Genomic DNA, 24,302 nt, shown 5'->3' on the forward strand with positions numbered 1-24,302 from the left:
ATGCTCCGTTAAGCCGGTCTCCCTTTATACCACCGGACAGCGGCCAGGCACAGAGCGGTAACCAGCATAAGTCCGCCCGCGATACCCGCGAAGAGGAGCGGATGATCGGAAAACCCGCTGCCCAGCCAGGCATACAGGAGAATCGCGGGGATTTTACCGATGGCTGAAGCGGTTGTGTACGTCCAGAATGGAATGGATGCGACGCCGGCATAAATATTGACGGCCATTTGCGGAATAATGGGCAGTAAGCGCGCGAGCAGGATCGACTGAAAGGGGCGCCTTTCTACCAGGGCTGTAAACCTATGGATAGCCTCGTATTTGCCAAGCAGTCGCCTGCCGGGCTCCTGGTACAGGGACCGAACTGCCGCATACAGGATGACGGCCGCTATCGTTGTTCCGAACCACGAAATGGCTGCAGCCCAGAGTGTCCCATATGCATAACCGAGAATAGCGATAATGACTTTATAGGGCGCAATAGGAAATAAGGCAAGCAGGGCTGCCAGCAGGATCATCAGGTAGAGCGGGGGATTTCCTCTCAGCCAGTCTATGATTTCATGTCTGTATGCAAATGCCAGTATCAGGGCTGTTGAATAAATTGCGGGTATGATCCATCTCTTCATGTTCAATCCTCACTTTGCGAAAGTCAAAGTCAACCAGAATAGCACCATGATAGCAAAAAAACAGGACTGCTGCCCATATTCGGACAGCTAAGCATTCGATTTCGGTGGGAAAAATTGAATATACAAGCGATTTTTCATATGTTATAATATGTCCAACCGAATAGTTCCCAAAGGGGAGTAGCTTCATAAGAAAACCTTCTATCGTGGCCTTTCAAGGAAGCAACCGCGATTCAAAGGTTGGTTTTCTTGCGATATAGAATTTCATGGGTTCCGCTGATAACTTATAAATTCTATATCGTAAGTAAAGTCGTCATTACGGGATCAATCATCCCCGGCTTTATTGGCAACGATTATGTTGTTTAGCGAGACCTTTGCCTGATTTATTTATGAATGAGGTGGAGGTCTATTTTTGCGCCCAAAAAACGCTGTAGACCTTGTAATCTAAGGGAACAGCGTTTTTTTTTTGGTGGAGGACATCGGTAGGTGTAAATCTAAAGAAAATGCAGAAAGGATGGGAGAAGCATGGATATCATGTCGATGGATTTTTGGATGGCACTGCTATCGATTGTCCTCATTGACCTTGTGTTGGCAGGCGACAACGCGATTGTTATCGGGCTTGCCGCTCGTAATGTCCAGAAGGAGGACCAGAAGAAGGTCATCCTGTGGGGTACCGTCGGTGCGATCGTGATTCGTATCGTGGCCACACTCCTCGTTGTACAGCTCTTAATGATCCCCGGCTTGCGATTGATCGGTGGCTTTGCCCTGTTGTGGATTGCCTACAAGCTGATGGTGGATGAGAAGCAGCATGAAATTTCCGCTGGCAACCAAATGTGGGCGGCAATCCGTACGATTATTATCGCGGACGCGATGATGGGACTGGATAACGTGCTTGCTGTAGCTGGCGCTGCTGGCGAAAGCTTCATGCTGGTTATTATCGGGCTTGCGATTTCGGTTCCAATTATGGTGTGGGGCAGTACCATTATCCTGAAGTTGACGGATCGCTTTCCTATTATCATCACGATCGGTGCTGCCGTGTTAGCCTGGACCGCATCGAAGATGATTGTGGAAGAGCCGATGATTCACAGCTGGTTCGCCAATGGCGTTCTGAAGTATGGTTTTGAAATTCTTGTTATTGCCATTATCATCAGTCTTGGAACTTGGATGAAGAAGAAAAATGACCAAAAAGCGAAGAGCCATCCGGTGCAGGTCAAGATGGTTGACTAGTTTAGACTTTGTCTGAGCGCAAGTAAACGGTATAATGTCTTCATGAACGAAGAGAGCTCCGAAGCCCTTTTCGCATGAGGAGGGGTAACACATGGAATTTACGGAAAAATCCGTAGAAGAACGGATTGCGGAGTCGTACCGCCAGGACGAGGATATGATGATCCTCGTGTTTGCCCAATGGTGTGTGAATCACGGACTTGACCCAGCGGAACTGTACCGTAAAGCATATCCGAATCAGCCGGACAATGAGCGGCTGGCACGGGTGCTGGAATTAACGGTGCCCAAGGAAGAAGCTGGTGAAATACCGGATCAGACCCTGCTTGGCGTCCTGTCATTATTCGGAAATGAAGACTTGGCTATCGTTGTATCCGAGGCGGCGGCCAACCGTGATAAGAAGTAATTTTGGATCATGGAATATCTTACATTTGATTCAAGAAAGAAGCGGGCCGATCAAGGAAAAACCTTGGTCGACCCGCTTTTTTACTGCACTGCTGGCACGATCAGTTTGACGTTCGGCTGGCCATGCGGAATTGTTTGGGCGAAACGCCGAATCGGGAGCGGAAAACGCGGTGAAAATAAGTATAGTTGGCAAAGCCGGACGTTTCGGCAACATCCTCCAGCGAGAGAGGACTAAACACAATCCGTTCCTTGGCCATGCTCAGGCGAACGTCCATGGTGTATTGCATGATGGTGGTGCCAAACGCTTCTTTGAACAGATGGACTGCCCGAGAGACACTAATGCCGACATGGGCCGCGACGTCCTCCAGCTTGAACATCGAGGAGGCATTCTCTTCAATGTAATTTTTCATGCGGTAGGCTAGATACGTCTTGGGTGTGGTCGATGGCTGCTCCGATAACAGGCGGTCCACTTCGAGGCACAAAATCCGCACCGTGTAATCCGAAATCTCCGGATAAGGATCCGATACACGGCGCTGCTCCAGCAGAATTTGCCGAAACAGACTCAGGTAACGCTCTTCCAGTGGAACCCGGATTTTGGTTGGGCGTTTCTTGGAATTCCACCACGCGTCAGCCCAGGGACCCTTGAAAAAAATATGGTAATCTCCGCTTTCGATGGTTAACTCACCCAAAGCGTTATATTCGTCATCTATTCGGAGTTCATAGGGTTGTCCTGGCGTGAAGATTAACAGATCCCCTGCTTCAACGAGTGACAGCTCGTCATCAATTTTGGCACGGCATTTGCCGTCGGTCTGCCATCGCATCAGGTAGGTGTCGAAACCGTCAGCCAGGGACATCTTGAAAGGTTTACGATGAAATGAGAAATCCGCTGCTACGACTTGGTTGGAAAGATTTGAATCCATTGCTAAAGTCCCCTTTGAAGAATAAGAAAATAATGACCAGATTGTTCATGTTTTAATCATATTCTTCATTTTAAACGAAAGCATAAAAGAATACCATGGTACTAGTCCGAGCACATCTAAAACACTCAAGGAGTGACAGCGATGAAAAAAATGAAAGCAGGTATAATTGGCTGCGGAACCATCAGCGGCGTATACTTCACGAACTTAAAGAACAGCCCTTGGGTTGAAGTCGTGGCATGTGCTGACCTTATTCCGGACAACGCGAAGAAGAAGGCCGAAGAGTTCAACATCCCGAACGTGTATACAGTTGAGGAGATGCTTGCACAGACTGACATTGAGTTTATTATTAATCTGACCATTCCGGCCAGCCACGCCAATGTGGACATTGCTTCGCTGGAAGCAGGGAAGCATGTTTACAGTGAAAAGCCGCTGGCGATTACCCTTGATGAAGCCCGCCGGGTGCTAAATATGGCAGATCAAAAAGGACTTCGCGTCGGCTGCGCGCCCGATACGTTTCTGGGCTCCGGCGTACAGACGGCCAAAGCCGCTATTGAATCCGGGCTTATTGGCAGACCTGTTGCCGCTACGGCGTTTATGATGGGTTCAGGACCGGAAGCTTGGCATCCTAATCCTGAATTTTTTTACGCGTCGGGCGGAGGTCCAATGATGGATATGGGTCCTTACTATGTATCGGCCCTCGTAGAGCTGCTTGGTCCTGCAAGCCGGATCAGCGCATCCACCGGCATCCAGATTCCAGACCGCGCCATCGGCTCCGGCCCGCTCCAAGGAAAACCGATTACGGTTCAGACCCCAACGCATTTAGCAGGGACGCTGGATTTTGAGAACGGTGCCATTGCAACCATGATTACAAGTTTCGATATCTTTGGCGGATCGAACCTGCCCTGGATCGAAATCTATGGCACGCAGGGAAGCCTAAGTCTCGGGGATCCGAACTACTTTAACGGCGAAGTGAAGCTCCGGAAGCACGGCTCCGAGAAATGGGAGCTGCTTGACCCCGCATTTGAATGCGGGAAGAACGAGCGGGGGCTGGGTATCAACGATATGATCCAATCAATTCATGAGCAGAAGGACCATCGCGTGAGTGCACGTCTGGCATACCACGTACTGGAGATTATGCAGTCGTTCCAGCAGTCTTCGCTGGAGGGCCGACATATCGTTCTGCAAAGCACATACCGCTACGGCAAACTTCCGGCGCCGCAGCAGGCAAACATGTCGGAATAGCGAACTGGCAGCCCGCTTCATATTCTTGTACACTGGTTATGAACGACATGCAAACCAGCTTCTGACGGATCTGACAGGGGTGTGAGTTCTTGGAAATGGTCCGCATGAAAGCGTTGCACTAATATTTGGAGAGCATCCAAAATGATCAAATGCCTATGGGGAGGAAATGGACATGTCGAAAACGTTGAAGATCGGAATTATCGGTTGCGGGGGAATCGCCAACGGCAAGCATATGCCGAGCTTGAAGAAGCAGGCGCAGGCGGAACTGGTCGCTTTTTGCGACATCGTAGAAGAGCGTGCGCAGAAGGCGGCTGCTGAGTACGGGGTTGAAGGCGCAAAAGTGTACACGGATTTCAGAGAATTGCTGCAAGACGGCAGCATCGATGTTATCCATGTATGTACGCCGAACGATTCCCACTCCGAGATTACGGTAGCATCCCTTGAAGCCGGCAAACACGTGATGTGCGAAAAGCCTATGGCGAAGACCGTTTCCGAAGCCAAAGCGATGCTGGACGCCGCGAAGCGTACAGGGAAAAAACTTACCATCGGTTACAACAACCGTTTCCGCGACGATAGCATGTATCTGAAAGGCGTCTGTGAGGAAGGCGAGCTGGGCGAGATCTACTACGGTAAAGCGCTGGCTGTTCGCCGCCGCGCCGTTCCGACCTGGGGCGTATTCCTTGACGAAGAGAAGCAAGGCGGAGGTCCGTTGATCGATATCGGTACCCATGCGCTGGATTTGACCTTGTGGCTGATGGACAACTACAAGCCGAAGAGCGTGCTGGGATCCACGTTCCATAAACTTGGTCAACGGGAGAATGCGGCGAATGCGTTCGGTCCTTGGGATCCGAAGGAGTTCAAGGTAGAGGATTCGGCATTCGGGTTCATTACGATGGAGAACGGCGCAACGATTATTCTGGAATCCAGCTGGGCCCTTAACGTCGTTGAGACCGGCGAAGCCAAAGCCGTGTTGGCGGGTACAGAAGGCGGGGCTGACATGAAGGACGGTCTGCGTATTAACGGCGAGAAAATGAGCAGATTGTACGAAACCAAAGTCGATTTGAATGCCGGCGGCGTAGCGTTCTATTCCGGCTCCAAGGAAAATGATTCGGACCGTGAAGCCAGAATGTGGCTGGAGGCCATTATTGAGGATAAGGACCCTGTGGTTAAGCCGGAGCAAGCGTTTGTTGTAACGCAAATTCTGGAAGCGATCTATGAATCGGCGAAGACAGGAAAAGCGGTTTATTTCGATAACTAAATCTTGCAATCCCTACTAATATTAAGGTAAACCAGGAGGTATACAATGAAATTAGGCGTATTTATGGTATTGTTGAGCGGACGTAAATTGGAGGATGCATTGGACTATGTGGCATCCAAGGGTCTTAAAGCGGTTGAGATCGGAACAGGCGGTTATCCTGGGAATGCACATTGCAACCCGGTCGAGCTGCTGGAGAATGAAACTGCGCTGAAAAACTTCAAAAATGCGGTGGAATCCCGTGGGTTGATCATTAGCGCACTGAGCTGCCATGGCAACCCGCTTCATCCGCAAAAAGCGATCGCAAAAGAGTTCCATGACACATACGTAAAAACGGTAGAGCTTGCCGAGAAGCTTGAAGTACCTGTTGTTAACACATTCTCCGGCTGCCCAGGCGACCATGAGGATGCCAAATACCCGAACTGGCCGGTTGCGCCTTGGCCTAACGACTACCAAGAGATTCTGACCTGGCAGTGGGATAACAAGGTCATTCCTTACTGGACCGAATGGGGTAAATTTGCTGCAGACCGCAATGTGAAGATTGGTTTGGAATTGCACGGCGGCTTCTCCGTTCATACGCCTGGCACGCTGCTCCGTTTACGTCAAGCCGCAGGCGAAGTGATCGGTGCCAACCTGGATCCGAGTCATATGTGGTGGCAAGGGATCGACCCTGTTCAAGCGATTCAAATTTTGGGCCGCGAAGGGGCAATCCACCACTTCCACGCGAAGGATACAAGCATTGACCCGATCAACGTGAACAAGCACGGTCTGACCGATATGCAGTCTTATGCCAACATGCTGGATCGCGCTTGGCAGTTCCGCAGCGTAGGCTATGGGCATGACGTGAAGGAATGGGCGGATATGATGAGTGCCCTTCGTCTGGTTGGATATGATTATGTCGTAAGCATTGAACATGAAGATGGATTGATGTCGATTGAAGAAGGCTTCTCCAAAGCGGTGCAAAATCTTCAGCAAGTGCTGATCGAAGAGCCGCTCGGAGAAATGTGGTGGGTCTAACAGCTTAGAGTAACAACCGAATAAGCAATTAGGGGGAACAGCAAGATGCTTAACGTAACCATTTGGAATGAATTCGTACACGAGAAAATCCATGATGAGGTTCGGAACGTTTATCCAGCCGGGATTCACACAGCTTTGGCGGAGGGTCTGCAAAATCCGGATTTCGTTATCAGAACGGCAACGCTCGATCAGCCGGAGCATGGATTGACGGACGATGTACTGGATTCAACCGATGTGCTGTTGTGGTGGGGGCATATGGCTCATGACCAGGTAAGTGATGAAATCGTAAGCAAGGTCGTAAAACGCGTGCAGGATGGCATGGGTCTGATCGTTCTTCATTCCGGACATTTTTCCAAGCCGTTCAAAGTTTTGATGGGCACGAGCTGTGATTTGAAGTGGCGCGAAGCAGGAGAACAGGAAATTATTTGGAGTGTAAATCCGACACATCCGATTGCGGCAGGAATTACAGGCCCGATCATCATCGAGCACGAGGAAATGTACGGCGAGTTCTTCGATATTCCAGCCCCAGACGAGCTGGTATTTGTCAGCAATTTCGAAGGCGGCGAAGTATTCCGCAGCGGTTGCACGTTCAAGCGTGGTCATGGGAACATTTTCTATTTCCGTCCGGGGCATGAGACCTATCCAACCTACTACAACCCCGAAGTGCTGAAAGTGATCACCAATGCGATTTACTGGGCTTATTCCACGGCAGGCAAGCAAACCTTTGGCAACAGTCAGCCGGTTCGCGCGCTTCCCGTTTTAGTCTAAGTTTACGAGCGTTTATTAAGAAGTCATGCGTTAACGAGTCGTTCAGGGGGAGCCCTTGAGCGGCTCGTTTTATCGTTGGCGGTGAATGTTTACCGAAATGTTTTTGCCGGCTAGGGATAGAATATACCTAAGTATGGGGTATTGTATGATATACAAGAAGGGGGGCTGTACTCATGAATGAAGTACAAAGCGCACCTGTAGATCCCGCAATCATCGCCATATGCCAGGCCAAGCTTGTCCATCAACCCGTAGAGGGTTTCCTGCTGGGCAGAGGAGTCCGCTTCGCCAAGATTATGTTTATTGGGGAAGCACCCGGCGCCCATGAAGTTCTGGAAGGTTTACCTTTTGTAGGGCAGGCCGGACAAGAGATGAATGCCTACCTGGAACGTCTGTCCCTGACCCGGGAGCAAGTGTATATTACCAGTGCCATGAGAAGCAGGCCCTATAAGGAAAAGCTAATCGTGAGATCCACGGGCGAGAGCGTCATCAGCCGTTCTAATCGCACGCCGACGAAGGCGGAAATATGGGCCCATGCACCTTTGCTTGATGAAGAGATCCGATGGGTTCGCCCGCACATTATCGCACCCATGGGAAATACGGCACTGCACCGGTTAATCGGAAGCCATGAAACGGTGACATCGCTGCACGGCAAACTGATGGAGGGCCCGGTCCAGCAAGCAGCAGATCCGGAGAATCCAAGTGCAGGCTATATGTTTTCGGAGGAAACCTATAAGATATTCCCTCTGTTCCATCCAGCGGCCGTACTGTATAATAGGAAATTGTCCACATTGATCCAGAATGATTTGGATATTTTGGCTCGTATTTTATGGGATAAAAGCTGATTTTATGGGAAAAAGGGGCTAGGTGGTTTTCAGTTTCTCGGAAATGTGCTAAAATGAAACATACTTACAATTCGTAAGTTTTCTAGTTTTTTGATTAAGCTTATGAGTTTCTATAAACAAGGTGACTTCGTAAAGAGGTGAAGGGATATGGAAGTTACAAATGTTACGATGTGTCCCCGTTTTGAATCTGCATTTTCTTTTCTGGGCAAACGGTGGAACGGTTTGATTATTCAAACGTTGATGAGCGGGCCTAAGCGCTTTAAGGATATTTCGAATTTGATTCCGTCCATGAGCGATAAAATGCTCTCCGAGCGGATGAAGGATTTGGAATGTGAAGGGATACTGATTCGTCATGTCTATCCGGAAACACCGGTACGTATTGAATATGAACTGACTGAAAAAGGCAAAGCACTTCGTCCGGTGATGGAGCAAATTGCATCCTGGGCAGAACAATGGGTCGAAAGATGAGTCATCTTAAGACTCCCCTTGATGATTAAACCCTGGCATGAGATATCCTCATTTCAGGGTTTTTTTTCTAAACGGAAGTATGGTTCCTGTTTATTTACGGCAAGAATATGTGGACATGCACCAAGCGGACGCAGCCGCTATATGATGTAAATAACGAGAGCGGCATATCAAGGAGGCGAGCCCATGACCAAGCGAACGTATATCTCCCGTTTCCACTATGGACAAGAGGACATCTCAGAACTTGAAAACGCTTCATTAAAAGTGCTTCATATTTTTGAGAAAACCAAGCGGATGCTGAGCCAGTATGTGCCGGACTCCCTGTGGTTAGCTGCTTCTGGAACAAGCCCGGAACCTGCAGAAAACGTTAACCAAAACGGTACCAGTGCTTCAGTCATGTTTCAGAAATGGGTCAAAGCCCCCGGCGGATGGAAGTTCATTGGTTATGAAACCGATCGATTTCATGCTACCGGGCAGAATAGGGGACGAACGGGAAGATTTCTGCAGATGATCATCTGGTCACTCTATGAGAAAATCGTGATGATGCATCCCTTCCTTGGCAGCGAGCCGTTTTTTGACGGGGAAGAGCTGGATGTGATTGCGAATTACTTTGTGCCTACGTATATCAGCGCCGTACCGTTGGTGGAGCAGGGAAAAGCCTTTAAGACCATACAGGCCGGCATCGTTCTGTATCAGGAGCATATTCAGGCGCCTGCCGTCACTATGCAATCGGATGGCGGCTTATTAGAGGGGAACTGGATGACCGGGGTAAATCTGGATGCGAAGGGGTTTGCGGGTATTCGCCCTTATTTAAAAGTGCCAAGCGGCGAACGAGCCTATATGGAAGCCGATATTATATAGAGGGTGTTCTCATCATAACCTTGTTCCGACGCGGACAGGGTTATTTGGTATTTTTGTTTAAAATTTTAACGATTTATGTGAAATATATCACAATAAATAATGCCGTCAGACGATATAATTTATGTGAAAGGAACGGAATACCACGATCTAGATAAACGTGTTGGGGAGGAATCAAACTTATGTCCAATATAAAGAGAGAAAAGTTAGTTGTCATTGGCAACGGTATTGCCGGGATTAGCACGGTCGAGCAAATCATTAAATTGGGTGGGAATTTTGACATCACCGTCATTGGACAGGAGCCTCATCCGAATTATAACCGCATTATGCTGTCGTATGTGTTGGAAGGCAGCAAAACCTTGGATGACATTGTATTGAATGATTGGAAATGGTACGAGGATAACCATATCACTTTGCATACGGGTGTCACCGTAACAGCCATTGATGGAGAGCGCAAGGTCGTGACAGCCGACAACGGATTGACGGTGCCTTATGACAAAGTAATGATAGCAACGGGCTCGAAGCCTTTTATTTTACCCGTACCGGGTAGTGACAAAGAAGGCGTTATCGGTTTCCGTAACATAGCCGATTGCACCCAGATGCTGGAGGCCGCTAAGGCCTACAAGAAAGCGGCAGTCATCGGCGGGGGGCTTCTGGGTCTGGAAGCTGCCAAGGGATTGGTCAGCCTCGGCATGGAGGTGACGGTGGTTCATCTCATGCAGGATTTGATGGAGAGCCAATTGGATTCGATGGCATCCGGCATGCTGAAAAGGGAGCTTGAACAGCAGGGTATCAACTTCTTACTGGGTAAACAAACAACCGAAATATTGGGAGATGCCAGAGTCACGGGACTCCGGTTCAAGGAAGGGGATGAGCTTGAAGCCGACCTGGTGGTCATGGCAGTGGGCATCAGAGCGAACACGGGAATCGCCCAAGCGAGCGGAATCGAAGTAAACCGGGGAATCGTAGTTAATGATTATCTTCAAACTTCCTGGCCGGATGTGTACGCGGTTGGCGAATGCTGCGAGCATCGGGGCGCATGCTACGGCCTGGTTGCGCCGTTGTTCGAACAGGGACAGGTGCTGGCGAAGCATCTGTGCGGCGTGGAAGGCCAGCCTTACGAGGGAAGCATTGTATCGACGAAGCTGAAAATCAGCGGTGTTGATGTATTCTCTGCCGGAGAGTTCATGGAGCAAGCCGAACACGCGGTGATCACCGCGAAAGATGATTGGCGCAAGACTTATAAGAAAATATTAATCCGCGACAATATCATTGTCGGGGCGATATTGTTCGGAGATGTGAGCGATTCGGCAAGCCTTCAATCCATGATTCGGAAAAAGACAGCCATGACGGATGAGATTTACGATTCGATCATGGGCACGGATCGTGCAGGGACAGAAGGCGGCAAGGCATTTTCGCTCGAAAAGATGCCCGACGATGAGATCGTATGCGGATGCAACGGCGTAACCAAAAAAGCCATCGTGGATGCCATTACTCTCCAAGGTCATACGACAGTGGATGAGATCAAAGCTTGCACAGGTGCTACCCGCTCGTGCGGCGGCTGTAAACCTGTCGTGGAGCAAATACTCCAGAGCGTATTGGGCGATGGCTTTAAGGCCGCAGGCAAACAAGGCATATGCCCATGCACGACACTCGATCGGGATGAAATCGTCGCCGAAATCCGTGCGAAGGGGCTTACCACGACGAAGGAAGTCATGCATGTTCTGAACTTCAGCAACCCGGAAGGCTGCTCGAAATGCCGCCCGGCCATTCATTATTATCTGGCCATGCTGAACCCGGTAACCCATCAGGAGGAGAGGGAATCCCGTTTTGTCAACGAACGGATGAACGCCAACATTCAGAAAGACGGCACGTATACGGTAGTCCCAAGAATGTACGGCGGCGTTACCACGCCGGAGGATTTGAAGAAAATCGCGGATGTATCGCTTAAATATAATGTGAAGGTTGTCAAGGTTACCGGCGGACAGCGTCTGGACCTCATCGGTGTTAAGAAGGAAGACTTACCGAGCGTCTGGGAAGAGCTCGATATGCCGTCGGGTTATGCATATGCCAAATCGCTGCGGACCGTGAAGACCTGTGTAGGATCCCAGTTCTGCCGTTTCGGTACGCAGGATTCGATGGGCATGGGGGCATTCCTCGAGGAGAAATTCGAAAGACTGGATTTCCCGGCGAAATTTAAAATGGCGGTCAACGGATGTCCGCGAAACTGTGCCGAGTCGTGCACGAAAGATATCGGAATCGTCGGCAATGACGGTGGATGGGAAATATTCGTTGGAGGCAACGGCGGCACGAAGGCACGTCTGGCGGATTCGTTCTGCAAAGTGAAAACGGATGAAGAGCTGGTCGAAATCTGCGGAGCCCTGATGCAGTATTACCGTGAAACCGGTAAGTACCTGGAGAGAACCTCGGAGTGGGTAGAGCGTTTGGGACTGGAACAAATCCGAGCCGTTATCCTGGACGATCCGAAGCAGCGTAAGGAACTGGTGGAGAGAATCGAGCTTGCCCTGCAGCAAGTTGAGGATCCTTGGAAGAAAGTGCTGAACGACGAGAAGCTGCGTTATACGCTATTCGAGGATGCAAGACCAGTGATCAGCAAATAGAAGAGGGAGGAACCTGCTTTCCTCTTGCCGCCTGAGCATATAGAGTTTATTGCAGTATGGATCGGAATAGACAAGAGAAGTGGAGGCTGCATGTTATGGAAACCGAAAGATTTATTACGGTAGGAAATGAAAATGATTTTCTGTCACAGCTTGGAAGGGTGGTCCATCTCGGAGACCGGGAGATTGCCGTCTTCCGGACTTCGGATCATCAATGGTTTGCGCTGGACAATCAAAGCCCGCATCCCAAAGGAGGGCCACTCTCGGAAGCCATCGTATCCGGGCACTACATCTACGATCCGTTATACGATTGGAAGATCGAGCTTTCAACCGGGCTCGTACAGGCTCCGGATCAAGGCCAGGTTCGTGTATACCCGATTCGCACCGTGGACGGGAAGGTTGAGGTGGCTGTTTAAGGCCAGATCTCGCATATTAAACAGACGAAATCAAGGGGTGGTATCCCATGTTTAAAACGGATGTGGAAGCCGTTGTTAATGCCGCCGTCGGGAAAAAGGAGCAGATGAATCATAATCTGCTGCGCTATATGGTATCGGCTATGCTGGCCGGCGCGTATGTCGGCATTGGAATTGTATTGATCTTTAAGTTGGGGGCGCCGCTCGCGGCTGCCGGTTCGCCCTTCCAATCCCTCGTCATGGGAGCGGCATTCGGGATCGCGCTCACGTTGGTGGTGTTCGCAGGATCAGAGCTGTTTACCGGGAATCATATGTTTTTTACGATAAGCACATTATCCGGTCGAACGACAATGGGGGATACGCTGAAGAACTGGGTGCTCGTGTTTATCGGCAATCTGGCCGGAGCGATTCTGCTCAGCTATCTGGTGTATGCTTCCGGCCTGTTCAAAGGCCTGCCGCCGGACCATCTCATCTTCACGGCTGCCGCCAAGAAAATGAATGATCCGTTTATGGAGCTGTTCTTCCGAGGCATCTTGTGTAACTGGCTTGTCTGTCTGGCCTTGTGGATGGGGATTCGGGCCAAAGGAGAAACGACCAAGCTGATCTTAATATGGTGGTGTCTGTTTGCCTTCATTGCGACAGGGTACGAGCATAGCGTAGCCAATATGACACTTCTGACGCTCGCGACGATTTTGCCGGGGCATCCCGAGACCATTTCCATCGGCGGATGGATCAGCAACATGGTGCCGGTCACGCTGGGGAACATTCTTGGCGGCGGATTGTTTGTGGGGATGGCGTATTGGTTTATCTCGTCGGGAAAAGGGAGCAAGCAAAAGAAGGTTGCATAGTAGGCATCATAGAAAAGGGGCTGCTCATAAAGTGGGTTTACTCACTTGATATACAGCCGAAAAGAAGCGGTCGACCAAACGGTTGACCGCTTCTTTCATTTGTCTAATTAAAGTGAGGGATCTGCACGGAACGTCTCCTAACAAAAAAAGAGGGATCCCGTCGGGCACATACATAAAAAGCCGTCCCTTCAGTTCAATGACTGAACAGGACAGCTATATGAATCTTGTCTTCCAATCCTTACCGATGTTCCACCAGGTCAATCGCACCAAGCACAATATGAGCCAGTCCGAAGCCGAGAATACCGGTTGCGGCAAGTTTATACTTGCTGCCAAGCAGAGCGGCACCCGAAGCAGAAACCACAGTTCCAAGAACAGCAGGAATCAAACCTTCACGCATGCTGAGCACTCCCTTTATTTTGGTTTGGAAAGACAAGGTTATTGTAAGCAGATGACTGTATATTATGCACTGAAGGGAGGCCGATTAAATCCGGCAGATTTCGTTCGGACACAACTCGCAATGGCAGATTTCCTGCAGCATCGGAAGATCTTTAATGACAATCATCCCGCCGGCATATTCGATAGCATCTTTTTTGCGCAGGTCACTCAGCATCCGGTTCACGCTTTCGCGGGTTGCGCCAATCATGTTCGATAGATCGGTGTGGGTAATCTTCTTGTTGATGAGAATAGTATCATCCGCTTGATGCTGCCCGTAGGTGTTGCTCAGCCGGATGAGTGTCGATGTTAAAGCGCCGGGCTTGCCGTACATCATGAGATCCCGAAATTTGGTCTGGGTGATGCGGTGGTGAATGCCCATCCACTTCATAAAATCAATGGCGAAGTCGCAGTGCTGACAGATCAGCAGCTCCAGATCCTTGTGCTCGATGACACCGACAACACTATCCTCAAGCACCTCTGCCGAGAAACTGTGATTGTTGCTGAAGAATGGATCGGCTTGCCCGACCATGTCTCCCGGATGGTACATATATAGAATCAGTTCTTTGCCTTCATCGGTCGATTTGGTTAATTTGATTCTTCCTTGTTTAACGTAGTACAGCTTGTCGGCGAAATCGCCTTCCCAGAACAAATGGGATCCTTCAGGGAGTACCCTTTCCTTCATGCTGACCAGCAGACGGTTGCGGTTTTGCTCCGAGAAGCACTGCGTGTTCCCTAAGTTTTCGATTTCCATTACATGGTCTACAGTATTCATGTTGGTATCCCCTAACATCCTAAAATTTGATCTGTTTAATCTTTAAATACATTATAACGTGAAAACATTCACTTTTGGGGGAGAATAAGAGGGAAATCGTGGCGAATTTTCAAACTTTGTGATCTCTTTCACTTGAAAGGAGGGGGAGACAGGTGTAAATCACACAGAAAAGATAAATACTTATATTGTGAAATAATTCACATGAAATTAAAAACAGCTGTGTTACGATCAAAGCGTAGAAAGAAACATGAATCATGGGAGGATGAGAGATATGGCTGTGAGCAAAGGAACGGTGGAAGTAAAAGGACAAACAGCGTCGGAGTACATTCAGGGGCTGATTGACAAGGCGAATCGGGCCAAAGAAAAGTTTATGGAATTGAATCAGGAGCAAGTCGACGGGATTGTACAGGCCATGGCCATGGCAGGTCTTGAGAAGCACATGCAGCTGGCGAAAATGGCGGTTGAGGAAACCGGACGCGGCGTGTACGAAGACAAGATCATCAAAAACCTGTTTGCCACGGAGTATATCCACAACAGCATTAAATACGACAAAACCGTGGGTATCATTGAAGACAACGCCTATGACAGCTTTCAAAAAATAGCAGAACCGATCGGGATTATCATGGGGATAACACCGGTAACCAATCCGACCTCCACGACGATATTCAAGGCACTGATCTCCATTAAAACAAGAAACCCGATCATCTTCGGATTCCATCCATCCGCGCAGGCCTGCAGCCGGGAAGCCGCACGGATACTGCGGGATGCTGCTGTGAAGCAAGGTGCTCCTGCCGATTGCATCCAGTGGATCGAAGCTCCTTCCATGGATAAAACCAATGCGCTGATGATTCATCCTGACATTGCCTGCATTCTGGCTACAGGAGGGTCGGCGATGGTCAAAGCGGCATACAGCTGCGGCAAGCCTGCCCTGGGCGTTGGACCAGGAAACGTGCCTTGCTTTATTGAGAAGAGCGCGGATTTGGATCAGGCAGTGAACGATTTGATTTTGTCCAAAACCTTTGATAACGGCATGATCTGCGCTTCCGAGCAGGCTGTCATTATCGAGGAGCCTATATATCATACAGTGAAGAAAAAAATGATTGCCAGCGGCTGTTATTTTGTCAACAAGGAAGAGCTGGCGAAACTGACTGCGCATGCGATGGTATCGGATAAATGTGCGGTAAATCCTACTATCGTCGGACAGCCGGCAGCTAAGATAGCCGAGGCTTGCGGATTCGAGGTACCGGAAAGCACCAAGATCCTGGTCGCCGAGCTGGAGGGAGTCGGACCTGCCTACCCGTTGTCTGCCGAGAAGCTTAGCCCGGTGCTGGCCTGCTATAAAGTGAAAGATGCGGAAGAGGGCATCACGCGCGCTGAAGAGATGGTTGCTTTTGGCGGCATGGGCCACTCGTCGGTAATCCATTCGCACAATGAGGACATCATCATGAAATTCTCGGATCGGATGAAAACCTGCCGTATCCTGGTGAATCAGCCATCTTCGCAAGGCGGTATCGGCGATATCTACAACACGAATCTGCCATCGCTGACGCTGGGCTGCGGTTCGTATGGACGTAATTCCACTTCGTCGAACGTGACGGCTGTCAATTTAATCAACGTGAAAAGGGTGAACCGCAGAACCGTGAATATGCAGTGGTTTAAAGTGCCGGACAAAATTTACTTTGAAAAAGGTTCGACGCAGTATCTTGCGAAAATGCCGGAAATCACCCGTGTCGCTATCGTTACCGACCCCATGATGGTGAAGCTGGGTTATGTGGAGCGGGTAGAGCACTATCTGCGTCAGCGCAGAGTGCCGGTAGCCATCGAAGTCTTCTCGGAGGTTGAGCCGGATCCTTCGACAACGACCGTAGAACGCGGAACGGAAATGCTTGCAAGATTCCAGCCGGACTGCATCATCGCCCTCGGCGGCGGATCGCCAATGGATGCAGCGAAAGCCATGTGGCTGTTCTATGAATATCCGGATACGGATTTTAACAATCTGAAGCAAAAATTCATGGATATCCGCAAGCGGGTCTTTAAATATCCGAAGCTTGGACGGAAAGCGAAGTTCGTTGCCATTCCAACAACGTCGGGAACGGGCTCGGAAGTAACTTCGTTTGCCGTCATCACGGACAAAGGGCTGGGGAATACCAAGTACCCGCTGGCTGATTATGAGCTGACACCGGATGTGGCGATTATCGATCCGGAATTCGTTTACACGCTGCCTAAAACGGCGGTAGCCGATACCGGCATGGACGTTCTGACACATGCAATTGAAGCCTACGTATCGGTGATGGCCAGCGATTATACGGATGGGCTTGCCATCAAGGCCATACAGCTGGTGTTCCAGTATCTTGAGCAGTCGGCGCTTACCGGCGACAAACTTGCCCGCGAAAAAATGCATAATGCTTCGACGCTTGCCGGCATGGCTTTTGCGAATGCGTTCCTTGGCATCAACCACAGTCTTGCGCATAAGTGGGGCGGACAGTATCATACGGCACACGGACGCACCAATGCGATCCTGATGCCTCACGTCATCCGTTACAACGCGAAGAAGCCAACGAAATTCGCTGCATGGCCTAAATACACCCACTTTGTGGCTGATGAGAGATATGTTGAAATCGCGCGGATTCTCGGACTGCCGGCAAGAACGACGGAAGAGGGAGTGAACAGTCTGATTGGCGCAATCCGGGAGCTGAACAGCAAGCTCGGGATCGAGGAATCGTTCCAGCAGCTTGGCATCGACCCTAAAGATTTCGAGAAAAATGTTGAGCATTTGGCGGACCGGGCTTTTGAAGACCAGTGTACAACGAGCAATCCGAAGCTGCCGCTGGTGACGGAGCTCGCAGAAGTTTACCGCAACGCATTTTACGGCCGGTTCTAGACAGGATAGACTCAAAACGCTGATCGTGAAGATCCATGAAGATTTTGAGGTAAGGCATGCAAAACTAGACTCAGAGTGATAAAAGTCACGGGAAAAGATAAGTTTGTGATTATTATCACAGATGCAGGAGATCAACAGGACTACAATAAAGATGTAGAAGGAAGCTGAATCTCAGATCTTTGATATAGAAGCTTGAAGGCACAAGGCGGGGGTAGTGGCACCATTGATCGTGAAAATAATCACATTAAAGATCTGAGATAGATCAAGGTGTGGCCCCGCCTGTCCTTGCAAGCCCCAGCAAATCTAGGAGGGATTCAATATGTCGGTGATTGAAAAAGAAGCAGGCTGGAAAGGTTTTAAATCAGGTAAATGGACCAAGCGGATTGACGTTAATGATTTTATTGCAGAGAACATTACTCCCTATTATGGCTCTGATGAATTTTTGGCGGGACCCACGGATAACACCAAAGCGCTGTGGGATATCGTATCGGATTTAACCAAGAAGGAAAGGGAGAATGGCGGGGTTCTGGATGTGGATGTCCATACACCATCAACCATCACCTCCCATCAACCCGGCTATTTGGATAAGGATAAGGAACAGATTGTCGGCGTTCAGACCGACGAGCCGTTCAAACGCTCCATCCAACCTTTCGGCGGAATCCGGATGATGATTGATGCGTGCAACGCATACGGCTTTGAAATGCCGCAGGCGGTTGTGGACATCTTTAACGGCATACGCAAAACGCATAACCAAGGTGTGTTTGATGCCTATACTCCTGAGATGAGAGCAGCGCGCAAGGCCGGGATTATTACGGGTCTTCCCGATGCGTACGGCCGTGGACGTATCATCGGTGACTATCGCAGAGTATCGTTATACGGCGTGGATGCGCTGATCCAGGACAAATTGAGAGAACTCGCCGAGCTTGAAGTGGATGCGATGGATGAGCCGGTCATCCGATTGCGGGAAGAATTGTCTGAACAAATGCGGGCGCTCAAGGAACTGAAGGAAATGGCGGCTATGCATGGTTATGACATTTCCAAACCTGCGAATACGGCGAAGGAAGCATTCCAGTGGCTGTATTTCGGTTACTTGGCCGCTATCAAGGAGCAGAATGGCGCTGCGATGTCGCTTGGCCGGGTATCCTCTTTCCTTGATATTTATATTCAACGGGATCTGGCTGAAGGCAAGCTGACGGAAGAAACAGCCCAGGAACTGGTCGACCATTTCGTAATGAAACTTCGGATCGTGAAATTCCTGCGTACACCGGATTATAACGAGCTGTTCAGCGGGGATCCGACGTGGGTGACGGAATCCATTGGGGGCATGTCGGTAAACGGTGAGACGAGAGTGACCAAGAACAGCTTCCGTTTCCTGCACACCCTGTACAATTTGGGACCTGCTCCGGAACCGAACTTAACGGTGCTATGGTCGGAGAAGCTGCCGGAAGCCTTCAAAAAATATTGTTCGAAAGTTTCGATCGAAACCAGCTCGATTCAATACGAGAACGATGATCTTATGCGCCCGATCTACGGAGACGATTACGGCATCGCCTGCTGCGTATCCGCAATGCGCATCGGAAAGCAGATGCAGTTCTTCGGAGCCAGAGCAAACCTCGCCAAAGCGCTGCTCTATGCGATTAACGGCGGTAGAGATGAGAAATCCGGCGCCCAGGTTGGACCGGAATATCCGGCCATCACCGCGGAAGTTCTGAGTTATGATGAAGTCATGAAGCGGTTCAAGCCGATGATGGAATGGCTTGCGAAGCTCTACATGAATACGCTCAATGTGATCCATTACATGCATGACAAATACAGCTATGAACGGATCGAGATGGCGCTTCACGACCGGGATATCCTGCGCACGATGGCATGCGGCATTGCAGGCCTGTCCGTAGCAGCGGATTCACTGAGCGCGATTAAATATGCGAAGGTGAAGCCGGTACGCAACGAGCAAGGGATTGCGGTGGATTTTGAAATCGAGGGCGAGTTCCCTTGCTATGGCAATAATGATGATCGCGTGGATAGCATCGCTGTTGAGCTGGTCGAGGCCTTCATGAGCATGATTCGCAAGCACAAGGCATACCGTGATGCCATGCCAACGCAATCGGTGCTCACGATTACGTCGAACGTTGTATACGGCAAGAAGACAGGAACCACGCCGGATGGACGTAAGGCAGGCGAGCCGTTTGCGCCGGGCGCGAATCCAATGCACGGACGCGATAAGAAGGGAGCTCTCGCTTCGCTGACCTCCGTGGCCAAGCTGCCATACGAGGACAGTCTCGACGGCATCTCGAATACGTTCTCGATCGTACCGAAAGCTCTTGGCAAGGAAAGTGATATCCGTGTGAACAACCTGGTTGCGATGCTGGACGGTTACTTTGGCAGCAAAGCGCACCATCTGAACGTCAACGTATTTGACCGGGAGCAGCTGATGGATGCGATGGAGCATCCGGAGAATTATCCGCAGTTGACGATCCGGGTATCCGGTTATGCGGTCAACTTCGTCAAACTGACGCGCGAACAGCAGCTTGACGTTATCAACCGTACGTTCCACGGATCGATGTAAGGATGGAAGACTACCATAGCGGATACGGAAAGGATGACGCACCATGCTAAAAGGTCATGTACACTCCATAGAAACGTTCGGAACGGTGGACGGTCCGGGTATCCGCTTTGTGCTCTTCATGCAGGGCTGCCTCTTGAAGTGTCAATACTGCCATAATCCGGATACCTGGGGACTGCATGAAGGACGCGAGATGACGGTAGATGACGTATTGGCAGAGATTGAGCCTTATCTGAGCTACTACCGTTCATCGGGGGGCGGGTTAACGGTCTCCGGCGGTGAGCCGACATTGCAGTATCCTTTTGTCACGGAGCTGTTCAAGGAAGTGAAGCGACGCTGGAATTTGCATACGACGCTGGACAGCAACGGCTATAATGAACCGGAGAAAATATCGGAATTGCTGGAGCATACCGACTTGGTGCTGCTGGATCTGAAGCATATCAACGACGAGAAGCATATCAAGCTCACCGGGAAGTCCAATGAACGGACGTTGAAGACCGCCCGCTGGCTGTCCGAACATGGTCGGAACATGTGGGTCCGGCACGTATATGTGCCGGGCATCCATGACAGCGAAGAAGACTTGATTGAGTTAGGTCAATTTATTCGGACGCTGCACGGCGTCGAGAAATTCGAAATTTTGCCATATCATCAGATGGGCGTGTATAAATGGAAGGAACTCGGCATGGCTTATCCATTAGAGGGCGTTCCTTCACCATCCGAAGAGGAAGTGGCACGCGCTTACCGGTTGATTGGCGAAATACCCGAGAATATAGAGACTGTCTAGTAATGATTTCAGCTGCATAATACTAAACATAATATGTTATGATTAATGACAATAACCTTTCCTATTAATGGAAGGGTTATTGTTTTTTGTAGAGGATTTTATCCCTTGGATAGAAAAATGTCGACCTATCGAAATATGCAATCGCTTTCTATAATGAAGATGTAAGGAAAGTGCCTATCAAATATACAAACACTTCGGGAGGGTCAAGACAATGAAGAAAAAGGGTCTGGCATTATTAATGTCGCTTCTGTTCGTCTCATCCACGCTTTTGTCTGCGTGCGGCGGCGGTGACAAGGCAGCAGAAAAGCCGTCAGGTGGTTCGGAAGGAACGGTAAGCAATGAGCCGTTTGAAATCACCATCCGCCATACGCAAGTAGGTGAATCCAAGAAGTTCCGTCTCGCATTGCTGAACGATGTGGTCAGTAAGACCGAAGAGGCGGTGCCCGGACTGAAAATCAAGCTGGACGCTGTAGACTCTGAAGTGAACCGTAAAGAGAAGCTGAGAGGCGAGATGGCAGCCGGTAAGCCGCCGGAAGTGTTCGATGTGTTCGGCAGCCCCGATGCAGGCGTATATTCCAAAGAAGGCTTGATGCTCGATTTGACTCCGATTTTGGATGAGCTGGGCATTAAAGACAAATTTACGACGCTAGACCCGTTCACACATGATGGCAAGATCTACGGATTGCCGATTGGCGGTTCCATCGAAGGTATTTTCTATAACAAGGACTACTTCACGCAAAAAGGGCTGAGCGTTCCAAAAACATTGGCTGAATTAGAGCAAATTGCCGAAACCATCAAAGCCGACGGCAAGATTCCGTTCGCGCAATCCTCCAAGGATGCTTGGATTCCGCTCATGACCACGAATAACTTGTGGAGCTATTACGCGGGGCCAGAGGTTACTTACGGCTTCAAGACCGGAGAAACGAAATGGACGGATCCGAAAGTCGTTGAAGGTGTGAAGAAGCACCAAGAATGGGTTGAGAAAGGGTACTTCAAAAAAGGCGAGCTTGGATTCGAATATGCGGACATGAGAAACCAAATGATTACCGGCGAAGCCATCATGATGATGGACGGATCGTGGGCGAACTCCGTATTTAGAGATCCGGCTCAAGCGGGTGACATGGTAGGCAAGGTCGGATACTTCAACCTGCCTCCGGTTAATGAAGGCGACCCAGTCATAGTCATGCAGGACGCAAACAACGGATATGGATTTTCGGCAGCGGTTGCGGAAGATCCTCGTAAACTTCAGGCGGTTAAAGAGTTCATCAAAAATATGTGGACAGATGAAATGCAGCTTCGCGGACTGAAAGAAGATGGTGTACTGCCGGCGATGAAGATGGATCTGGCCACCATGAACTCCACTTCGGACGACCCGCTTATGCAAGACATTTTCAAAGGCGTAAGTGAGATCAACAAATCCTTCCCTGCCTTTGATGCACTTGTTCAAGCAGACGTGAACACCGCACTGAGCATGGGAATTCAGCAAGTCATCGGCGGCGAGCTTGATGCCGAGAAGATGCTCGAGAATGTGCAGGCAGCGCAAGAAGCGGCCAATGCTTCAGAGGAATAACTACAATCCTAGACGGAAGGGCACCACCCGCTGGGGTACTTGGGGGTGCCCTTTCGCCTAAACAACATCAGACATAAATACGGAGGTTACCATGAACAAAGCGCTGAGAAATCCTCTGATTTACATCGTTTTTGTGCTGCCGGCATTCTTGCTGTTTCTGGCTTTTTTCATATACCCGATCTTTACTGCATTTGACAACAGCTTTACGAGCTGGAACGGCATCTCCAAAGATGTGAAGTATATTGGGTTCGATAACTATGTAACAGCCTTGAATGACGATGCTTTTTGGAAAGCTGTCAGGAACAACGTTTATTTCATTCTCTTTTCCTGTTTGATCCAGGTTCCGACGATCATAATCTTTTCCCTGTTAATCGCAAACGTAAAGCGTTTGAAGGGGCTTTATAAAACGGCGGTTTTCGCGCCGTCCATCATGTCGACGGCTGTCATCGGCATTTTATGGGGATTCATTTACAATCCGGACTTTGGTCTGATGAATGAGATTTTAGGGCTGGTTGGCATTGAACCCATCTATTGGTTATCGGATCGCAAATGGGCCATGATTGCCATCCTGATTACAAACGCGTGGCAATGGACCGGCTTTTACATCGTGATGGTGCTTGCCGCAATTTTATCCATACCGAAGGAGCTTGATGAGGCTGCGGCAATCGATGGAGCGACAGGCGTCCAAAGAGCAACCAAAATCACGCTTCCCTTAATTATGCCAATTATCTCTGTTGTGATCATGCTGTCGATCGCGGGAGCCATGAAAGCGGCGGACATTATTCTGGTTATGACCAAGGGTGGGCCGGCCGGCTCAACCGACGTTATGGCGACATATATGATTCGATATGCAATTACGAGCTTCAAGCATGGCTTTGGCAATTCGATCGCCGTGCTGATCTTTCTCTTTACGATTATTGTAACGGTGCTCTACCAGGTGCTGGTCGCAAGACGCAACGAAAGGATTGAATACTGATGAGAGCAATAAAGAAACTGATCCCGCACATTTTTCTGATGGCCTACTTGCTCGTCATACTATATCCATTCCTGTTCGTCCTGTTCTCTTCCGTGAAGGTGGATAACCAGTCCATTGCTACGAACCCATTTGGTTTGCCAAGCACGTTGGTATTTGATAACTATGTGAACGCATGGGTGAGCGCCAAAATTAGCACGTATTTCTGGAACAGCTTATACATCGGCGTGCTGTCAGCCTGCTTGTCGATTCTATTTGCGGCGATGCTGGCTTTTGCCGTGACGCGGATGAGATACAACCGGATCAGCGCGATTGTCTTTCAATGTATTTTGATAGGTATGCTGATTCCAAATAACTCTCTCATGCTGCCGATATATGGCATGATGAGGCAGTTGGATATTTTGAACACGCATATGGCCCTGATTCTGCCGTATGTCGCCAATGCCATCCCGTTCTCGGTTATTATACTGGCTGCCTTCATGCGGTCGCTGCCCGGTGAAATCGAAGAAGCCGCGGTTATTGATGGATTGAGGTCCGGAGGGTTGTTTGCTAGAATTATCTTACCTCTGACCGTTCCGGCCATCGTTACCGTATTTATCATCAACTTCCTGGGTAACTGGAACGAATTCTTGCTTGCTAACTATTTCCTATCGAATGATGAACTGAGAACGCTGCCTGTCGGAATGGTCGGATTCAGGGACGCCTACAATATGAACTACGCACAGATGTCCGCGGGTATCGTATTCAGCGTGCTGCCGGTCCTTATCATTTATGCCGTGCTGCAAGAGAAGATCATTGAAGGCGTTACCGCAGGAAGCGTCAAGGGGTAATACCA

Annotated in this window: 22 protein-coding genes; 18 read left to right on the top strand and 4 right to left on the bottom strand. The window is 49.7% G+C overall.

Features of this window, described 5'->3' with window-relative positions:
• Positions 1-8: 8 nt before the first annotated feature.
• On the bottom strand, positions 9-620 hold the full coding sequence (locus MKY82_RS10960; RefSeq protein ID WP_194541836.1) for a VTT domain-containing protein: 612 nt from the start codon (positions 618-620) through the stop codon (positions 9-11).
• A 522-nt stretch (positions 621-1,142) separates the two neighbouring features.
• Between MKY82_RS10960 and MKY82_RS10965 the strand changes: the two genes are divergently transcribed.
• Together MKY82_RS10965 and MKY82_RS10970 are read left to right on the top strand one after the other, a co-directional pair.
• A complete protein-coding gene (locus MKY82_RS10965) occupies positions 1,143-1,844 on the top strand; it encodes a TerC family protein (protein WP_194541837.1) in 702 nt (233 codons plus the stop codon).
• Between the two features lie 91 nt (positions 1,845-1,935).
• The gene (locus MKY82_RS10970; RefSeq protein ID WP_194541838.1) at positions 1,936-2,244 is read left to right on the top strand and encodes a hypothetical protein; all 309 of its coding nucleotides are present in this window, start codon (positions 1,936-1,938) and stop codon (positions 2,242-2,244) included.
• Positions 2,245-2,344: 100 nt separating this feature from the next.
• On the opposite strand, the gene MKY82_RS10975 is transcribed toward MKY82_RS10970, so the two are convergent.
• Positions 2,345-3,163 carry an AraC family transcriptional regulator gene (locus MKY82_RS10975; RefSeq protein WP_100536197.1) on the bottom strand — a complete coding sequence of 273 codons (819 nt, stop codon included), beginning with the start codon at positions 3,161-3,163 and terminating at the stop codon, positions 2,345-2,347.
• Positions 3,164-3,304: 141 nt separating this feature from the next.
• Here MKY82_RS10975 and MKY82_RS10980 point away from each other — a divergent pair, with 141 nt between their 5' ends.
• From MKY82_RS10980 to MKY82_RS11025, 10 genes are all read left to right on the top strand, one after another.
• On the top strand, positions 3,305-4,405 hold the full coding sequence (locus tag MKY82_RS10980; protein WP_220685932.1) for a Gfo/Idh/MocA family oxidoreductase: 1,101 nt from the start codon (positions 3,305-3,307) through the stop codon (positions 4,403-4,405).
• 172 nt (positions 4,406-4,577) lie between these two features.
• Complete coding sequence (locus MKY82_RS10985; protein ID WP_194541840.1) at positions 4,578-5,663, top strand: Gfo/Idh/MocA family oxidoreductase; 1,086 nt, start codon at positions 4,578-4,580, stop codon at positions 5,661-5,663.
• A gap of 45 nt (positions 5,664-5,708) precedes the next feature.
• Complete coding sequence (locus MKY82_RS10990; protein WP_339296096.1) at positions 5,709-6,677, top strand: sugar phosphate isomerase/epimerase; 969 nt, start codon at positions 5,709-5,711, stop codon at positions 6,675-6,677.
• Positions 6,678-6,722: 45 nt separating this feature from the next.
• Positions 6,723-7,445, top strand: coding sequence for a ThuA domain-containing protein (locus MKY82_RS10995; RefSeq protein ID WP_339296097.1), 723 nt, complete (start codon positions 6,723-6,725; stop codon positions 7,443-7,445).
• A gap of 173 nt (positions 7,446-7,618) precedes the next feature.
• Complete coding sequence (locus tag MKY82_RS11000; protein ID WP_194541843.1) at positions 7,619-8,287, top strand: uracil-DNA glycosylase; 669 nt, start codon at positions 7,619-7,621, stop codon at positions 8,285-8,287.
• A 147-nt stretch (positions 8,288-8,434) separates the two neighbouring features.
• Complete coding sequence (locus tag MKY82_RS11005; protein ID WP_071223811.1) at positions 8,435-8,755, top strand: helix-turn-helix domain-containing protein; 321 nt, start codon at positions 8,435-8,437, stop codon at positions 8,753-8,755.
• Between the two features lie 183 nt (positions 8,756-8,938).
• Entirely contained in the window at positions 8,939-9,613 is a 675-nt protein-coding gene (locus tag MKY82_RS11010; protein WP_194541844.1) for a hypothetical protein, read from the top strand.
• Between the two features lie 179 nt (positions 9,614-9,792).
• Positions 9,793-12,231, top strand: coding sequence for a nitrite reductase large subunit NirB (nirB, locus tag MKY82_RS11015; RefSeq protein ID WP_339296098.1), 2,439 nt, complete (start codon positions 9,793-9,795; stop codon positions 12,229-12,231).
• A 95-nt stretch (positions 12,232-12,326) separates the two neighbouring features.
• On the top strand, positions 12,327-12,644 hold the full coding sequence (gene nirD / locus MKY82_RS11020; RefSeq protein WP_339222976.1) for a nitrite reductase small subunit NirD: 318 nt from the start codon (positions 12,327-12,329) through the stop codon (positions 12,642-12,644).
• Between the two features lie 47 nt (positions 12,645-12,691).
• The gene (locus MKY82_RS11025) at positions 12,692-13,489 is read left to right on the top strand and encodes a formate/nitrite transporter family protein (RefSeq protein WP_071223815.1); all 798 of its coding nucleotides are present in this window, start codon (positions 12,692-12,694) and stop codon (positions 13,487-13,489) included.
• A gap of 238 nt (positions 13,490-13,727) precedes the next feature.
• Here MKY82_RS11025 and MKY82_RS11030 read toward each other — a convergent pair whose 3' ends face one another.
• Together MKY82_RS11030 and MKY82_RS11035 are read right to left on the bottom strand one after the other, a co-directional pair.
• Positions 13,728-13,886, bottom strand: coding sequence for an asparagine synthase (locus tag MKY82_RS11030; RefSeq protein WP_071223816.1), 159 nt, complete (start codon positions 13,884-13,886; stop codon positions 13,728-13,730).
• An 84-nt stretch (positions 13,887-13,970) separates the two neighbouring features.
• Positions 13,971-14,696, bottom strand: a complete 726-nt coding sequence (locus MKY82_RS11035; protein ID WP_113057034.1) for a Crp/Fnr family transcriptional regulator — start codon at positions 14,694-14,696, stop codon at positions 13,971-13,973.
• A 271-nt stretch (positions 14,697-14,967) separates the two neighbouring features.
• Here MKY82_RS11035 and adhE point away from each other — a divergent pair, with 271 nt between their 5' ends.
• The 6 genes from adhE (at position 14,968) to MKY82_RS11065 (ending at position 24,297) form a co-directional block, all read left to right on the top strand.
• Positions 14,968-17,577, top strand: a complete 2,610-nt coding sequence (gene adhE, locus MKY82_RS11040) for a bifunctional acetaldehyde-CoA/alcohol dehydrogenase (RefSeq protein WP_339296099.1) — start codon at positions 14,968-14,970, stop codon at positions 17,575-17,577.
• 319 nt (positions 17,578-17,896) lie between these two features.
• The gene (gene pflB, locus MKY82_RS11045; RefSeq protein WP_339222980.1) at positions 17,897-20,143 is read left to right on the top strand and encodes a formate C-acetyltransferase; all 2,247 of its coding nucleotides are present in this window, start codon (positions 17,897-17,899) and stop codon (positions 20,141-20,143) included.
• Positions 20,144-20,186: 43 nt separating this feature from the next.
• Positions 20,187-20,924, top strand: a complete 738-nt coding sequence (pflA, locus tag MKY82_RS11050; RefSeq protein ID WP_339222982.1) for a pyruvate formate-lyase-activating protein — start codon at positions 20,187-20,189, stop codon at positions 20,922-20,924.
• A gap of 211 nt (positions 20,925-21,135) precedes the next feature.
• The gene (locus MKY82_RS11055) at positions 21,136-22,494 is read left to right on the top strand and encodes an extracellular solute-binding protein (RefSeq protein ID WP_071223821.1); all 1,359 of its coding nucleotides are present in this window, start codon (positions 21,136-21,138) and stop codon (positions 22,492-22,494) included.
• A 91-nt stretch (positions 22,495-22,585) separates the two neighbouring features.
• Positions 22,586-23,470 (top strand): sugar ABC transporter permease, encoded by an 885-nt coding sequence (locus MKY82_RS11060; RefSeq protein ID WP_194541849.1) that lies wholly within the window; start codon positions 22,586-22,588, stop codon positions 23,468-23,470.
• Positions 23,470-24,297: a carbohydrate ABC transporter permease gene (locus MKY82_RS11065; protein ID WP_071223823.1), complete on the top strand. Its 828-nt coding sequence runs from the start codon at positions 23,470-23,472 to the stop codon at positions 24,295-24,297. The genes MKY82_RS11060 and MKY82_RS11065 overlap by 1 nt, the downstream gene beginning before the upstream one ends.
• Positions 24,298-24,302 lie beyond the last annotated feature (5 nt).

Source organism: Paenibacillus sp. FSL W7-1279, from assembly GCF_037969845.1.
Classification (GTDB): Bacteria; Bacillota; Bacilli; order Paenibacillales; family Paenibacillaceae; genus Paenibacillus_AQ.

Bases quoted from the DNA above. Each gene is read 5' to 3' on its own strand.
- MKY82_RS10960 (WP_194541836.1), bottom strand. From the start codon at position 620: ATGAAGAGATGGATCATACCCGCAATTTATTCAACAGCCCTGATACTG.
- MKY82_RS10965 (WP_194541837.1), top strand. From the start codon at position 1,143: ATGGATATCATGTCGATGGATTTTTGGATGGCACTGCTATCGATTGTC.
- MKY82_RS10970 (WP_194541838.1), top strand. From the start codon at position 1,936: ATGGAATTTACGGAAAAATCCGTAGAAGAACGGATTGCGGAGTCGTAC.
- MKY82_RS10975 (WP_100536197.1), bottom strand. From the start codon at position 3,163: ATGGATTCAAATCTTTCCAACCAAGTCGTAGCAGCGGATTTCTCATTT.
- MKY82_RS10980 (WP_220685932.1), top strand. From the start codon at position 3,305: ATGAAAAAAATGAAAGCAGGTATAATTGGCTGCGGAACCATCAGCGGC.
- MKY82_RS10985 (WP_194541840.1), top strand. From the start codon at position 4,578: ATGTCGAAAACGTTGAAGATCGGAATTATCGGTTGCGGGGGAATCGCC.
- MKY82_RS10990 (WP_339296096.1), top strand. From the start codon at position 5,709: ATGAAATTAGGCGTATTTATGGTATTGTTGAGCGGACGTAAATTGGAG.
- MKY82_RS10995 (WP_339296097.1), top strand. From the start codon at position 6,723: ATGCTTAACGTAACCATTTGGAATGAATTCGTACACGAGAAAATCCAT.
- MKY82_RS11000 (WP_194541843.1), top strand. From the start codon at position 7,619: ATGAATGAAGTACAAAGCGCACCTGTAGATCCCGCAATCATCGCCATA.
- MKY82_RS11005 (WP_071223811.1), top strand. From the start codon at position 8,435: ATGGAAGTTACAAATGTTACGATGTGTCCCCGTTTTGAATCTGCATTT.
- MKY82_RS11010 (WP_194541844.1), top strand. From the start codon at position 8,939: ATGACCAAGCGAACGTATATCTCCCGTTTCCACTATGGACAAGAGGAC.
- nirB (WP_339296098.1), top strand. From the start codon at position 9,793: ATGTCCAATATAAAGAGAGAAAAGTTAGTTGTCATTGGCAACGGTATT.
- nirD (WP_339222976.1), top strand. From the start codon at position 12,327: ATGGAAACCGAAAGATTTATTACGGTAGGAAATGAAAATGATTTTCTG.
- MKY82_RS11025 (WP_071223815.1), top strand. From the start codon at position 12,692: ATGTTTAAAACGGATGTGGAAGCCGTTGTTAATGCCGCCGTCGGGAAA.
- MKY82_RS11030 (WP_071223816.1), bottom strand. From the start codon at position 13,886: ATGCGTGAAGGTTTGATTCCTGCTGTTCTTGGAACTGTGGTTTCTGCT.
- MKY82_RS11035 (WP_113057034.1), bottom strand. From the start codon at position 14,696: ATGAATACTGTAGACCATGTAATGGAAATCGAAAACTTAGGGAACACG.
- adhE (WP_339296099.1), top strand. From the start codon at position 14,968: ATGGCTGTGAGCAAAGGAACGGTGGAAGTAAAAGGACAAACAGCGTCG.
- pflB (WP_339222980.1), top strand. From the start codon at position 17,897: ATGTCGGTGATTGAAAAAGAAGCAGGCTGGAAAGGTTTTAAATCAGGT.
- pflA (WP_339222982.1), top strand. From the start codon at position 20,187: ATGCTAAAAGGTCATGTACACTCCATAGAAACGTTCGGAACGGTGGAC.
- MKY82_RS11055 (WP_071223821.1), top strand. From the start codon at position 21,136: ATGAAGAAAAAGGGTCTGGCATTATTAATGTCGCTTCTGTTCGTCTCA.
- MKY82_RS11060 (WP_194541849.1), top strand. From the start codon at position 22,586: ATGAACAAAGCGCTGAGAAATCCTCTGATTTACATCGTTTTTGTGCTG.
- MKY82_RS11065 (WP_071223823.1), top strand. From the start codon at position 23,470: ATGAGAGCAATAAAGAAACTGATCCCGCACATTTTTCTGATGGCCTAC.